14 protein-coding genes and 1 riboswitch are annotated in these 13856 nt (G+C 71.2%); of the genes, 2 read left to right on the plus strand and 12 right to left on the minus strand.

The genetic code is table 11. From position 1 onward, the window contains the following. Positions 1-159 precede the first annotated feature (159 nt). The 5 genes from ribH to ACYVGN_RS11955 form a co-directional block, all read right to left on the minus strand. A complete protein-coding gene (gene ribH, locus ACYVGN_RS11935; protein ID WP_055990474.1) occupies positions 160-633 on the minus strand; it encodes a 6,7-dimethyl-8-ribityllumazine synthase in 474 nt (157 codons plus the stop codon). Beyond that, complete coding sequence (ribA, locus tag ACYVGN_RS11940) at positions 630-1937, minus strand: GTP cyclohydrolase II (protein ID WP_460791019.1); 1308 nt, start codon at positions 1935-1937, stop codon at positions 630-632. Before ribA ends, ribH begins: the two co-directional genes overlap by 4 nt. After that, a complete protein-coding gene (locus ACYVGN_RS11945) occupies positions 1934-2674 on the minus strand; it encodes a riboflavin synthase (protein ID WP_082543045.1) in 741 nt (246 codons plus the stop codon). The genes ribA and ACYVGN_RS11945 overlap by 4 nt, the downstream gene beginning before the upstream one ends. Next, the gene (gene ribD, locus ACYVGN_RS11950; RefSeq protein ID WP_460791021.1) at positions 2674-3780 is read right to left on the minus strand and encodes a bifunctional diaminohydroxyphosphoribosylaminopyrimidine deaminase/5-amino-6-(5-phosphoribosylamino)uracil reductase RibD; all 1107 of its coding nucleotides are present in this window, start codon (positions 3778-3780) and stop codon (positions 2674-2676) included. The genes ACYVGN_RS11945 and ribD overlap by 1 nt, the downstream gene beginning before the upstream one ends. A 59-nt stretch (positions 3781-3839) precedes the next feature. Next, a riboswitch (FMN riboswitch) is annotated at positions 3840-3986 on the minus strand. 78 nt (positions 3987-4064) lie between these two features. Further along, on the minus strand, positions 4065-4925 hold the full coding sequence (locus tag ACYVGN_RS11955; protein WP_460791023.1) for an Fpg/Nei family DNA glycosylase: 861 nt from the start codon (positions 4923-4925) through the stop codon (positions 4065-4067). A gap of 156 nt (positions 4926-5081) precedes the next feature. Here ACYVGN_RS11955 and ACYVGN_RS11960 point away from each other — a divergent pair, with 156 nt between their 5' ends. Beyond that, positions 5082-6035, plus strand: a complete 954-nt coding sequence (locus ACYVGN_RS11960; protein ID WP_460791025.1) for an endonuclease domain-containing protein — start codon at positions 5082-5084, stop codon at positions 6033-6035. A 160-nt stretch (positions 6036-6195) separates the two neighbouring features. Here the strand turns inward: ACYVGN_RS11960 and ACYVGN_RS11965 are convergent, their stop codons facing one another. The 7 genes from ACYVGN_RS11965 to sdhC form a co-directional block, all read right to left on the minus strand. Beyond that, on the minus strand, positions 6196-6747 hold the full coding sequence (locus ACYVGN_RS11965) for a GNAT family N-acetyltransferase (protein ID WP_460791027.1): 552 nt from the start codon (positions 6745-6747) through the stop codon (positions 6196-6198). Continuing rightward, positions 6740-7744, minus strand: a complete 1005-nt coding sequence (gene trpS / locus ACYVGN_RS11970; protein ID WP_460791029.1) for a tryptophan--tRNA ligase — start codon at positions 7742-7744, stop codon at positions 6740-6742. Before trpS ends, ACYVGN_RS11965 begins: the two co-directional genes overlap by 8 nt. 158 nt (positions 7745-7902) lie before the next feature. Continuing rightward, positions 7903-8799 (minus strand): exodeoxyribonuclease III, encoded by an 897-nt coding sequence (locus ACYVGN_RS11975; protein WP_460791030.1) that lies wholly within the window; start codon positions 8797-8799, stop codon positions 7903-7905. A gap of 66 nt (positions 8800-8865) precedes the next feature. After that, positions 8866-9684, minus strand: a complete 819-nt coding sequence (locus ACYVGN_RS11980) for a succinate dehydrogenase iron-sulfur subunit (RefSeq protein ID WP_460791032.1) — start codon at positions 9682-9684, stop codon at positions 8866-8868. Continuing rightward, positions 9684-11510 carry a succinate dehydrogenase flavoprotein subunit gene (sdhA, locus tag ACYVGN_RS11985; RefSeq protein WP_460791034.1) on the minus strand — a complete coding sequence of 609 codons (1827 nt, stop codon included), beginning with the start codon at positions 11508-11510 and terminating at the stop codon, positions 9684-9686. Before sdhA ends, ACYVGN_RS11980 begins: the two co-directional genes overlap by 1 nt. Before the next feature lie 20 nt (positions 11511-11530). Next, entirely contained in the window at positions 11531-11989 is a 459-nt protein-coding gene (sdhD, locus tag ACYVGN_RS11990) for a succinate dehydrogenase, hydrophobic membrane anchor protein (RefSeq protein WP_055990428.1), read from the minus strand. Further along, positions 11989-12423, minus strand: coding sequence for a succinate dehydrogenase, cytochrome b556 subunit (gene sdhC, locus ACYVGN_RS11995; protein ID WP_082543041.1), 435 nt, complete (start codon positions 12421-12423; stop codon positions 11989-11991). Before sdhC ends, sdhD begins: the two co-directional genes overlap by 1 nt. Positions 12424-12579: 156 nt before the next feature. Between sdhC and ACYVGN_RS12000 the strand changes: the two genes are divergently transcribed. Continuing rightward, positions 12580-13692 (plus strand): mannose-1-phosphate guanylyltransferase, encoded by a 1113-nt coding sequence (locus ACYVGN_RS12000; protein ID WP_460791036.1) that lies wholly within the window; start codon positions 12580-12582, stop codon positions 13690-13692. The last annotated feature ends 164 nt before the right edge of the window (positions 13693-13856 follow it).

The following is a 13856-nucleotide window of genomic DNA, read 5'->3' on the forward strand; positions in this document are numbered from 1 at the left end:
CTCAGCCGCAATGCAAACCCAAAGTCTATGCGCGTAGGGATGTCACTTTCGCTCGGTTCAGCGGATCGTCATCCGCTCGCACTGAGCACTTCGCACAACGATGAGTGAAGGCCCCGCAGATCTGTGCGATCTGCGGGGCCTCACTTGCGTCTCGAGGTGTCAGGCGCGGAGCTCGCGCAGCGTGAGCGCCGTGCGCAGGGCCGCGTCCGCCGCCTCCGCGCCCTTGTCCTCCTTGGAGCCGGGCAGGCCCGAGCGCTCGATCCCCTGCTCCTCGTCGTCGAGCGTGAGCACGCCGAAGCCGACCGGCTTGCCCGTGTCGAGCGCGACGCGCGTGAGCCCGTCGGTCGCGGCCGAGGAGACGAACTCGAAGTGCGGCGTGCCGCCTCGGATGATCACGCCCAGCGCGACCACCGCGTCGGCGCCGGCCTCGAGCGCCGCCTTGGCGACGACCGGGAGCTCGAACGATCCCGCCACGCGGATCAGCCGGTGCGTGGCGCCCGCGGCCTCGAGCGTGCGCTGCGCCCCCGCGATGAGCGCCTCCGTGATGGTCTCGTGCCACGTGCCGGCGACGATCACGACCTCCAGGCCGGATCCGTCGAGTCCGGTGCGCTCCGGTGCTCCCTTGCCGCTCATCGTGCTCCCCCTTCGTGCATGCGCGCGATCGCGTCGGCCAGCTCGTCCTCGCCGATGATATGACCCATGCGGTCCCGCTTGGTCTCGAGGTACTGGTGGTTGTTCGGGCCGACGCCCACGATCAGCGGCACCTGCTCGACGACGTCGAGCCCGAAGCCGCGCAGCTGGGCGACCTTGTCGGTGTTGTTCGTGAGCAGCCGGATCCTCTCGATGCCGAGATCCGCGAGGATGCCGGCAGCCGCCGCGTAGTCGCGCGCGTCGGCGGGGAGGCCGAGCGCCGTGTTCGCGTCGACTGTGTCGAGGCCCCGCTCCTGCAGCGCGTAGGCGCGCAGCTTGTTGATGAGCCCGATGCCGCGTCCCTCGTGGCCGCGCATGTAGATCACCACGCCGCCGTCCTGCTCGATCGCGTCGAGCGCGGCCTCCAGCTGCGGACCGCACTCGCACTTGAGCGAGCCGAACGCCTCGCCCGTCAGGCACTCGGAGTGCACGCGCACGAGCGGCGCATCGGCCGAGAGATCGCCCGACACGACGGCGATGTGGTCGGTGCCGGTCTGGCGGTCCTTGTAGGCGAGGAAGCGGAAGGTGCCGTGCGCGGTGGGCACGGTGGCGTCGGCGCGCAGGCTCACCTGGCGACGGGTCGCGGGGCGCTCGGCGCCGCGGGGGTCGATCTCGTCGAGGTGGGCGATCAGCTGCTCGATCGTGATGACCGGGATGCCCTCGCGCCGGCCGAGCTCGATGAGCCCCGGCATCCGCATCATGCTGCCGTCCTCGGCGACGAGCTCGCCGATCACGGCGACCGGCTCCAGGCCGGCCAGGCGCATCAGCTCGACCGAGGCCTCCGTGTGGCCGGCGCGGTCGCGCACGCCGCCGGGGACCGCGCGCAGCGGCAGGATGTGGCCGGGGCGGATCAGGCTCTGCGCGGTCGAGGCCGGGTCCGCGAGCACGTTCAGGGTCCGGGCGCGGTCGGCCGCGCTGATCCCGGTCGTCACGCCCTCGGCGGCGTCCACGCTCACGGTGTAGGCGGTGCCGCGCGCATCCTCGTTGGTCTCCACCATGGGCGGCAGGTCGAGGCGGTCGGCGACCTCGTGCGGCATGGGCGCGCAGAGGAAGCCCGACGACCAGCGCACCGCCCATGCGATCCACTCGGGCGTGGCCAGCTGCGCGGAGAGGACGACGTCGCCCTCGTTCTCGCGGTCCTCGTCGTCGGCCACGATCACGGGGCGGCCCGCGCGGAGCGCGTCGAGCGCTTCCTCGATCGTGGCGAGGCTTCCGGGCGCCAGGCCCTCGGCGGTCTCGGCGGTCACTGGGCGCCTCCTTCACGGCGGGTGCCCGCGGCGGGAACCGGGGCGAGGGACGGGTCGAGCACGGAGTAGTCGGCGGCGGGCACCTCGGTGGTCGCGAAGGACCAGGGCGCCCGCTCGGGGGCCGGGGCCGCGGCGCCGAATGCGAGCAGACGCTGCACGTGGCGCGCCAGGATGTCGGTCTCGAGGTTCACGCGCTCGCCGGCGACGCGGTCGCCGAGGGTGGTGGCCGCGAGCGTCTCGGGGATGAGCGACACCTCGAACCACGCGTCGGCGACGCCGGCCGCGCTGACCGCGCTGACGGTGAGCGAGACGCCGTCGACCGCGATCGAGCCCTTGTCGACGACCAGCGGGGCCAGGTGGCCGGGCAGCGCGATCCGCACGACGCGCCACTGCGCGCCGTCGCGCACCTGGCGCACGATTCCGGTGCCGTCGATGTGGCCCTGCACGATGTGGCCGCCGAGGCGGCCGCCGGCCGCCGTCGCGCGCTCGATGTTGACCGGCGTGCCGGGGATGGCGGCGTCGAGCGTCGACATGTCGAGCGTCTGCCGCATCACGTCGGCCGTGAAGCCGTCCTCGGTCCAGCTGACCACGGTCAGGCACACGCCGCTCACGGCGATCGAGTCGCCGTGCGCCACATCGACCACGGCGCCCGGCGCGTGCACCGTGAGGCGCACGCCGTCGCCCGACGGCTCGACGGCCGTGATGCGGCCGATCTCCTCGACGATCCCGGTGAACATCAGCTCTCTCCTTCGGATGTCGCGGCCGGGTCATCCGGATCCGCGAGGTCTTCGCCCTCGGCGACGAACAGCGTGTCGGGGCCGAGCGGGATCCGCTCGATCACCCGCAGGCGGCGGGCGCGGTCGATGGACGGCACCCCGACGTCGGTCAGCGCGAGGCGCGGGCCGCCCAGCAGCACCGGGGCGACGTACGCGAGCACCCGGTCGGCGAAGCCGGCCGCCACGAAGGCGCTCGCCAGGGTGGGGCCGCCCTCGATGAACACGCGGTGCAGGCCCCGGTCCCACAGGTCGTCCAGCACGAAGGCAAGGTCGTGGGTGTCGTAGAACAGCGGCTCGTGCGGATGGCGCCGCAGCGCGGCGTCCGGGGGAGTCTCGCGGGCGCCGATCACGACCGGCACGGGCTGCTCGGGACGCAGCAGGTCGCCGTCGCGCGCGGTCAGCGCGGGGTCGTCGGCCAGCACGGTGCCGGTGCCGACCACGATCGCGTCCGCCTGCGCCCGGCGCACGTGCACGTCGGCGCGAGCCTCGGGACCGGTGATCCACTGGCTGGACCCGTCGGCGGCCGCGGCGCGGCCGTCCAGGCTCTGCGCCCACTTCACGGTGACGTGCGGGCGGCCCAGGCGGGTCGCGGTCAGCCACGGCTCGATGAGTGCGCGCGCCGCGTCGGCCAGTACGCCGGCCTGCACGTCCACGCCGGCGGCCCGCAGCCGCTCCGCGCCTCCGCCCGAGACCTCGCCCGGGTCGTCCAGCGCGTAGACGACGCGGGCGACGCCGGCGCGCAGAAGTGCCTCGGCGCACGGGCCGGTGCGGCCCGTGTGATTGCAGGGCTCCAGAGTGACCACGGCGGTCGCGCCGCGCGCGCCGCCCTCGGGCAGCCGCGAGAGGGCGTCGACCTCGGCGTGCGGGGTGCCGGCGCCGCGGTGCCAGCCCTCGGCGAGCACCTCGCCCGTGGGCGAGAGGATGACCGCGCCGACCTGCGGGTTGCGGCTGCGGGGTCCGCGCAGGGCGAGCTCGAGCGCCCGGGCCATCGCGCTCTGCTCGGCGTCCGAGACCGGCGCGGTCGGGGACTCGAGGGCAGAGCGGGGCTCGTCGGGGCTGTGCGCCATGCGACCCTCCTTCAGAACACCGGGGTCGCGAACGGCGCCGCGGCTCACCGCGATGCGCGTCGTGCTGCCTCCCATCCGGACTCGTGCGACTCTCGTCGCACATCACCGTCGGTCCCGGAATTCCACCGGATCAGCCTGGCGCGTCTGGCGCTTCGGCTCGCGGACTGTCACCGCCGGTTCGGATTCCCACCGACCCCGGAGCACGTGTGCTGCACTCAGATTAGCCGAACGCCTGTGCGCGGGTTTCATTCCCGTGTCGCGGGATGACGAGGTGATGCGTCAGCTCACTTGAGCAGTCGGGACAGGCGCCGGTCCGCGAGCACCTTGCCGCCCGTCTGGCAGGTGGGGCAGTACTCGAAGCTGCGGTCCGCCAGGAATACGCTGCGCACGGTGTCGCCGCACACGGGGCACGGCTCGCCCGCGCGCGCATGGACGCTCATGCCCCGGCGCTTGGCGTCCTTGAGCTCGGCCAGCGGGCGGCCCCGGGCGGCCTCGACCGCGGCGGTGAGCGTCTCGCGCAGCGCGGCGTAGAGCCGGTCGACGTCCTCGTCGCCCAGATTCGCCGCCAGCGCGTACGGAGACATCCGGGCCGCGTGCAGGATCTCGTCGGAATACGCGTTGCCGATGCCGGCGACGATCTGCTGGTCGCGCAGGACGCCCTTGATCTGGGTGCGACGGCCCGTCAGCAGCCCGGCGAGAGTGTCGCGTGTGAAGCCGTCGTCCAGCGGATCCGGCCCCAGCTTCGCGATGCCGGGCACCTCCGCGGGATCCCGCACGACGTAGACGGCCAGGGACTTCTTGGTGCCCGCCTCGGTCAGGTCGAAGCCGGAGCCGTCGCCGAAGCCGACGCGCAGCGCGATGGGGGAGCGCCCCGGCTTGATCACGGTGGCCGGCAGCGTCTCGTGCCAGCGCAGCCATCCGGCCTTCGCCAGGTGGAACACGAGGTGGAGGTCGCCGGCGGCGATCCGCACGAACTTGCCGTGCCGGCCCACCTCGGTGACCTCGCGCCCGACGAGCTCGTCCAGCCGCGGGTCGAACGTCTTCAGCGCGGCGATCTGCGTCAGCCGCGCCGAGCTCACCGCCAGCCCGGTCACCCTGCCCCGCAGGAACTCGACCAGTCCCTCGACCTCGGGCATCTCCGGCATGCGCCCATCCTGCCCCGGCCCCGCCGCCCGACACAACGCAGGACTCCAGCGGGATCCCGGGCGTGTCCACGCCGGGCGGGTGCCCGACACGCCGATGGTGGCCAGGAGGTCCTGCGTTGTGTCGGGATGGCTGCCTGCGCACCTCGTCCACAAGCCGTGCCTGGCGGCATCTGTCCCCATCGGCAGGGAGTCCGGCTGCCGGCTGCGGTGCGCCTGCGGAGGATCAGGTTCATGCTCAGGTCATCGGCAGCCTTCGCCGCACCGACGCCCACCGCGGCGGTCGGCTATCAGCAGCTCCGTGCGATGGGCTACAGCAGGAAGACGCTCAAGGCGGCCATCGACAGCGGGCACCTGTTTCACGCCCGCCGCGACGTGTATCTCTGGCGCGGTGCCACGCCGCGGCAGCGTTCCGCGGCACGGATCGGCGGCCGGGTCGACTGCATCTCGCGGCTCGCCGAGCTCGGGATCTTCGTCCTGGACGAGACCGAGCTCCATGTTCAGGTGGCGCCGAACGCATCGCGCCTGCGGAGCTCAGCGGATCGGCGGACGCCCCTCGTCCGAGCACCCTCCACCCACCGTGGACGCGTGCACTGGAGGTGCACCGGTGCCGCGCCGGATGACACGGTGACTCCCTTGGTGGAGGCGCTTGCGCAGGCGTTCGGATGTCAGGGGGTACGGGCGACGATCGCATCGATCGACAGCGCCCTGCACACGGGAAAGCTGTCTGAGCGCGATCTGGATCTGCTGTTCCAGCTGGCGCCGGAGCGGTATCGAGTCATCCGCGGTCTCATCGACGGCCGTGCCGAGTCCGGCCCGGAGACGTACGCTCGGCTGATCGCCCGCGAGTTCGGTCTGCCGATCGAGCTCCAGAAGCGGATCGACGGCGTCGGTCGGGTCGACCTCGTGGTGGACGGATGGCTGGTCATCGAGTGCGACAGTCGTGAGTTCCACAGCACGTGGGAGGCGCAGCAGGAGGACCATCGCCGCGACATGGCACTCGCCGCGCGGGGCTACGCCCGGATCCGCGTCACGGCGCACCAGCTGTTCACGGAACCGCACGTGCTTCGCGAGGCCATCCGCGGCCTGCTCGCCACCCGCCCCGTGGCGTGAGCCGCCCGCCCGCCGCACTGGGCCGCTGCCCGACACAACGCAGGAGCCCAGCGGGATCCCGGGCGTGTCCCGTCGGTTTCGCGCCCCGACACGCCGACGCGCGTGCGGAGGTCCTGCGTTGTGTCGGCGACGGGCCGCGACCGGGGCGGATGGACGCCGGTCAGACGGACCAGGCCTGCGGGATGCGGGGGTCGGTGGCGAGGAGGCCGGCGATCCAGCCGTCCATGCGGGCGCCGTGCCCGGCCAGGCCGCTGCGGCGGACGCCCTCGAGCTGGAAGCCCAGGGACTGCGCCACGCGCGCCGATCCCGTGTTGCCGACCACCGCGTGCCACTCGAGCCGCTCCAGGCGCATCGGCCCGAACGCGAAATCGACCACCGCGCGGGTCGCCTCGGCCATGTAGCCGCGGCCGCGCGCCTCGGGCGCCAGCCAGTAGCCCAGCTCGGCCGCGCCGTCCTTGATGCGGTGCAGGCCCACCATGCCCACGAGCCCCTCGGCGTCGCGCAGCGCCCAGACGCACTCCGACCCGGCGTCCCACCACTCCGCCACGAGGCGCACGAACGATTCGGCGTCCTCGCGTCGGTACGGCGACGGCACGGTCGTGTAGCGCTGGATCAGCTCGTCCTGGCAGATCCGGTGGATCGCGTCGACGTCGGCCTCGACGGGGGCGGACAGCCTCAGGCGGCCGGTGCGCAGCTCGACCGGCTCACCCACGACGCAGCAGGCCGACGCGCTCGTACACGGTCGCGAGCGTCGCATCCGCGATCTCCGCGGCGCGGTCGGCGTTCACGGCGAGCAGGCGGTCGAGCTCCGCAGGGTCGTCGAGCAGCTCCAGCGCGCGGGCGCGCACCGGCTCGAACTCCGCCACCACCACGTCGCGCAGGCCCTTCTTGAAGTCGCCGTAGCCGCGACCCGTGTACTCGTCCTCGATCTCGGCGATCGGACGTCCCGAGAGCGCCGAGTAGATCGTCAGCAGGTTCGAGACGCCGGGCTTCTCGGCGCGGTCGTAGCGCACCGACCCCTCGCTGTCGGTGACCGCGCGCATGATCTTCTTCGCGGTCACGCTCGGCTCGTCCAGCAGCCACAGCACGCCGGCGTGCGACTCGGCCGACTTCGACATCTTCGACGTCGGATCCTGCAGGTCGTAGATGCGCGCGGTCTCGGCCTGGATCACCGGCTTCGGCACCACGAACGTGTCGCCGAAGCGCGAGTTGAAGCGCTCGGCCAGGTCGCGCGTCAGCTCGACGTGCTGCTTCTGGTCGTCGCCGACGGGCACCACATCCGTCTGGTACAGCAGGATGTCCGCCGCCATCAGGATGGGGTACGTGAACAGGCCCACGCTGGTCGCGTCCGCGCCTTGCTTCTGCGACTTGTCCTTGAACTGCGTCATCCGGCCGGCCTCGCCGAAGCCCGTGATGGTCGACAGGATCCACGCCAGCTCGGCGTGCGCGCGCACGTGCGACTGCACGTACAGGGTCGAGCGCGACGGCTCGATCCCCGCCGCGATGTACTGCGCCGCCGTGCGACGGGTCTTCTCCCGCAGGTGCTCCGGGTCCTGCGCCACCGTGATGGCGTGCAGGTCGACGACCGAGAAGAATGCGTCGTACTCGTCCTGCATGCCGCGCCACTGCAGGAGAGCCCCGATGTAGTTGCCGATCTGGAGCGAATCGGCGGAGGGCTGCATTCCGGAGTAGAGGCGCTGCTTGGTCACCAGTCAATCCTAGGTCGCCGCGCTGGGGCATCCGCTTCGGCTGCGGGATCGCGATCCGTCGGAGCGTGGGGCCCGAAACCCTCGTCCGTCGAATCGCGATCCCTTCGCCTCCGCTGACCGCGGCGGGAGGGCAGGTGACGGAGGGTGGGCGGGGAGGGTCAGTTCCCGATGGTGTAGTCGGCGACGACGGGGGCGTGGTCGCTCCAGCGGGTGTCGTAGGAGGGGGCGCGGTCCACGCGGTAGTTCGACGCGCGCGAGGCGAGGGCGGGTGAGGCGAGGTGGTAGTCGATCCGCCAGCCCGAGTCGTTGTCGAACGCCTTGCCGCGCATCGACCACCACGTGTACGGCCCGTCGACCTCGCCGGCGGCCGCCCGGCCGACGTCGACCCAGCCGAGGCCCGTGGCGCCCTCGCTGAAGGACCGCGTGTCGCTCAGCTCGGCGACCATGCCGCGACCGAGGCCGGGCTGGCCCTCGACCGGCTCGCCCTCGGCGCCCAGGAAGCGGTCGAAGTAGGCGCGCTCCCGCGCGAGGAAGCCCGCCTTCTTGACGTTGCCCTTCCAGTTCCGGATGTCCAGCGGACGGTGCCCGACGTTCAGGTCCCCGGTCACGAGCGCGAGCGAGCCGTCGGCCGACAGCTCGGGCAGGCGGCGCTCCATGGCGTCGAGGAAGGCCCACTTGGCCTCCTGCTTCGGGGTGTCGGCCTCGCCCGTGAACACGTACGCGCTCACCACGGTCAGCGTCTCGCCGCCGAGCTCGAAGTCGGCCTCGATCCAGCGCCCGTTCGACTCGAGCGCGTCGTCGCCGAGCTCGATGCGCGATAGGGCGCACTCCTCACGGCTCGCGATCGCGACGCCCGCGCGCCCCTTCTGCAGGGACGCGTCGGCGACCACCCGCCATCCGGGGAGCGCGGCCTCGAGGTGCTCGCGCTCGCCGCGGACCTCCTGCAGCGTCACGATGTCCGCGCCGGAGGAATCCAGCCACGCGCCCATGCCGTTGCGGGCCGCCGCCCTGATCCCGTTGACGTTGACAGAGGCGATGCGGATGTTCCGGGGCATACCCATTAACGTAACCGGGGCCGCCGACATCGGATGTCGGCGGCCCCGGTCCACGGGTGCGTCGGCTCAGGCCGGGTGCAGGATCTTCAGCGCCTTCTTCTGCGCGTCCGTGCCGCGGACGAGCGCCTGCTTCACGTCGGCGATCGCCTTCGTGATCTCGATGCCGCGCGGGCACGCCTCGGTGCAGTTGAAGGTCGTGCGGCAGCGCCACACGCCCTCCTTGTCGTTCAGGATGTCCAGGCGCACGTCGCCCGCGTCGTCGCGCGAGTCGAAGATGAAGCGGTGCGCGTTGACGATCGCTGCGGGGCCGAAGTACTGGCCGTCCGTCCAGAACACGGGGCACGACGAGGTGCACGCGGCGCACAGGATGCACTTGGTGGTGTCGTCGAAGATCGCGCGGTCGGACACGGACTGCACGCGCTCCTTGCCCTTCTCGGGCACCGAGTTCGCCTGCAGGAAGGGCTGGACCTCGCGGTAGGCCGCGAAGAACGGGTCCATGTCGACGATGAGGTCCTTCTCGAGCGGCAGGCCCTTGATCGCCTCGACGTAGATCGGCTTCGAGATGTCGAGGTCCTTGATCAGCGTCTTGCAGGCGAGGCGGTTGCGGCCGTTGATGCGCATGGCGTCCGAGCCGCAGATGCCGTGGGCGCACGAGCGGCGGAACGCGAGCGAGCCGTCCTGGTCCCACTTGATGCGGTGCAGGGCGTCGAGCACGCGGTCGGTCGAGTACATCTCGACGTCGTAGTCGACCCAGCGCGGCTCGCTGTCGACCTCGGGGTCGAAGCGGCGGATGATGAACGTGACGAGGTACGACTGGATGCCGGAGTCGTTCGACTCGGCGGGCGCGGGAGCGGCGGTGTCCTCGGTCACGACGGCGGCGGCCATCAGTACTTCCTCTCCAGGGGCGGGTAGTTGAACTCGCCCTTCTCGTTCTTGGTGAATACGACCGGCTTCCAGTCCAGCTTGATGTGGTCCTCGGGGTTCGACGAGTGCGGGTCGCCCGTGAGGTACGCCATCGTGTGCTTCATGTACTGCTCGTCGTCGCGCGCCTGGTAGTCCTCGCGCATGTGGCCGCCGCGGCTCTCGCGGCGGTTGCGGGCCGCGTAGGCGACGATCTCGGCGATGTCGAGCAGGAAGCCCAGCTCCACGGCCTCGAGCAGGTCGGTGTTGTACCGCCTGCCCTTGTCGTCCACGTAGATGTTGCGGTAGCGGTCGCGCAGCTCCGCGATCGTGCCCAGGACGTCCGTCAGGCTCTCCTCGGTGCGGAACACCTGGGCCTTGTCGTCCATCTCCTCCTGCAGCTTCTTGCGGATGTCGGAGATGCGCTCGGTGCCCTTGGCGGAGCGGATGCCCTCGATCATGTCGCGGACGCCCGCGGCGGGGTCCGCGGGCAGCGGCACGAAGTCGGCGCTCTTCACGTACTCGACCGCATTGCGTCCGGCGCGCTTGCCGAACACGTTGATGTCGAGCAGCGAGTTGGTGCCGAGGCGGTTGGCGCCGTGCACCGACACGCAGGCGCACTCGCCGGCGGCGTACAGGCCGGGGACGACGGTCTCGTTGTCGGCCAGCACCTCGGCGTCGTTGTTGGTCGGGATGCCGCCCATCGCGTAGTGCGCGGTCGGCATCACGGGCACCGGCTCGACGACCGGGTCGATGCCGAGGTACGTGCGCGCGAACTCCGTGATGTCCGGGAGCTTGGTCTCGAGCACCTCGGCGCCCAGGTGCGTGCAGTCGAGCAGCACGTAGTCCTTGTTGGGGCCTGCGCCGCGGCCCTCGCGGACCTCCTGCACCATGCAGCGCGCGACGATGTCGCGGGGCGCGAGGTCCTTGATCGTGGGGGCGTAGCGCTCCATGAAGCGCTCACCGGAGGCGTTGCGCAGGATGGCGCCCTCGCCGCGGGCGCCCTCGGTGAGCAGGATGCCCAGGCCCGCCAGGCCGGTCGGGTGGAACTGGAAGAACTCGACGTCCTCGAGCGGCAGGCCCTTGCGCCACACGATGCCGACGCCGTCGCCCGTGAGGGTGTGCGCGTTCGACGTGGTCTTGAAGATCTTGCCGAAGCCGCCGGTCGCGAAGATGACGGCCTTCGAGTGGAAGACGTGCAGGTCGCCCGTGGCCAGCTCGTACGCGACGACGCCCGCGATCTGCGTCTTCCCGTCGGCGTCCTTCACCGTGATGAGGTCGAGCGCGTAGAACTCGTTGAAGAAGTTGATGCCGAGCTTGACGCAGTTCTGGAACAGCGTCTGCAGGATCATGTGCCCCGTGCGGTCGGCGGCGTAGCACGCGCGGCGCACCGGGCTCTTGCCGTGCTCGGCCGTGTGGCCGCCGAAGCGGCGCTGGTCGATCTTGCCGTCGGGCGTGCGGTTGAACGGCAGACCCATGTTCTCGAGGTCGATGACCGCGTCGATGGCCTCCTTGGCGAGGATCTCCGCCGCGTCCTGGTCGACGAGGTAGTCGCCGCCCTTGACCGTGTCGAAGGTGTGCCACTCCCACGAGTCCTCCTCGACGTTCGCGAGCGCCGCGGCCATGCCGCCCTGCGCCGCGCCCGTGTGCGAGCGGGTGGGGTAGAGCTTCGTGATCACGGCGGTCTTCGCGCCGGGGCCGGCCTCGATCGCCGCGCGCATGCCGGCGCCGCCGGCGCCCACGATGACGATGTCGAACTGGTGGTAGTGGACGCCGTCGCGCACGACGGACTCGCTGGTCTGCGTTGCCATATCCCTTATTCGTTCTTCCGTCAGGCCTGCGCCTGGCACATGTCCCACAGCGTGCTGTCCGGCGTGACGCCCAGGCACGGGTCGAACGTGAACACCACGAGCGTGCCGAGCACGATCATCACGGCGGCGGCGATCCAGATGACCCACACCAGCGCGGAGCGGACCTTCGCGTTGTGCACGTAGTCGTTCACGATCGTGCGCATGCCGTTGGCGCCGTGGATGAACGCCAGCCACAGCATCAGGACGTCCCACCACTGCCAGAACGGCGAGGCGAACTTGCCGGCGACGAACGCGAAGTTCAGCGCGTGCACGCCGCCCTCGGGCGCGACGAGGTTCACGAAGAGGTGTCCGAAGATCAGCACGACCAGCAGCACGCCGGAGACGCGCATGTAGATCCAGCCCCACTTCTCGAGGTTCACGCCCTTGTTGCGGGGGGCGCTGTGCGGCGCGCGGGGCGCGGCGAGGGTGTCGGCGGTCATCAGTGGCCCCCTCCGATGTGCGAGAACGTGTTGATCAGCTGGCGGGGTACGAAGCCGGCCATCACGACCACCCAGACGGCGATGACCCCCCAGAACAGCTGGCGCTGGTACTGCGCGCCGCGGGCCCAGAAGTCGACCAGGATGATCCGCAGGCCGTTGAACGCGTGGAACGCGATCGCGCCGACGAGCGCGATCTCGCCGAGGCCCATGATGGGGTGCTTGTAGGTGCCGATGACCGCGTCGTACGCCTCGGGGGAGACCCGGATGAGCGCGGTGTCGAGCACGTGCACGAGCAGGAAGAAGAAGATGGCCACACCGGTGATGCGGTGGAGCACCCAGGACCACATGCCCTCACGGCCGCGGTAGAGGGTGCCCCGGGGGACCCTCGAGGTAGTCTCCGCCACCGACAATGTCAGACGCGTAGGAGCGGACACGTCGTTCCTCCCTGATCGTTGCGAGGTCGTCGCCCGGATGGCGCGCGGGGCGGGCCGTAGGCACCCCAACTCTATTGCGGCGCGCGCGGTTCCGCGATGAAGGCGAACCTAACTCTCTCGACGTCGAGAGAAATGGGAACCGGTAGCGTGGAAGCCATGCCTGCCGAGATCGAGGACTTCTACGCCGTCATCCCCGCAGGGGGAGTCGGCTCGCGCCTGTGGCCCCTCTCGCGCGCCGAGGCGCCCAAGTTCCTGCATGACCTCACCGGGTCGGGAGTGTCGCTGCTGCGGAACACGTGGGACCGTCTGCTGCCGCTGACCGGACCGGACCGCATCGCGGTCGTCACGGGCAGCGCGCACGAGTCCCGCGTGGAGGAGGAGCTCCCGGAGATCCCGCTGGCGAACGTCTTCATCGAGGCGTCGCAGCGCGACTCGGCCGCCGCGATCGGCCTGGCCGCCGCGATCCTCGAGCACCGTGAGCCCGGCGTGATCATCGGCTCGTTCGCCGCCGATCACCACATCACCCGTCAGCGCGCGTTCGAGTTCTCGGTGCAGCAGGCCGTCGCGGCCGCGCGCGCGGGCTACATCTGCACGATCGGAATCGCGCCGAGCGAGGCCTCGGTCGGCTTCGGCTACATCAAGAAGGGCGACGAGATCGACGTCGACGGCGCCCCCATGGCGGCGATCGTCGAGAGCTTCGTCGAGAAGCCAGACCTCGAGACCGCGCGACGCTACTACGCGGACCGCAACTATCTGTGGAACGCGGGCATGTTCATCTCGCGGGCCGACGTGCTGCTCGAGGAGCTGGCGGCGAACGAGCCGGAGCTGCACGCGGGGCTGCTCGAGATCGCGCGGGCGTGGGACACCGATCGCCGCGCCGAGGTGTGCGACCGCGTCTGGCCCGGGCTGAAGAAGATCGCGATCGACTACGCGGTCGCGGAGCCGGCCGCGGCCAAGGGGCGCCTGGCGGTCATCCCCGGCCACTTCGACTGGGACGACGTGGGGGACTTCGCGAGCCTGGCGAAGCTCATCTCCGGCGGCCGGCCGGACACGATGTCGATCCTCGGTCAGAACGACAAGGTGCTGGTCGACGAGTCCACGGGGCTGGTCGTCTCGCAGACCAACCGCGTGATCGCGGTCGTCGGCGTCGAGGGGCTGATCGTGGTGGACACGGACGACGCACTGCTGGTCACGACGAGCGAGCACGCGCAGCGCGTGAAGAGCGTCGTGGGCCGCCTGCACGAGGACGGACGCGACAGCGTCCTCTGACCCGCGGACGCCGGCGTGAGCGCGCCGCGCGAGGCGGTTTTGTAACTATCGCGTTTCGGGGCCCTGGTCTGGGCGGAATGCTCGGTCGCCGTTATGTAGCGTGAGCGTATCGCCCCGCGCCCGTGCGGGGCCGCATGGCGCCCCCGCACATCCGGGGCCGACGT

The organism is Microbacterium lacusdiani, assembly GCF_054779895.1.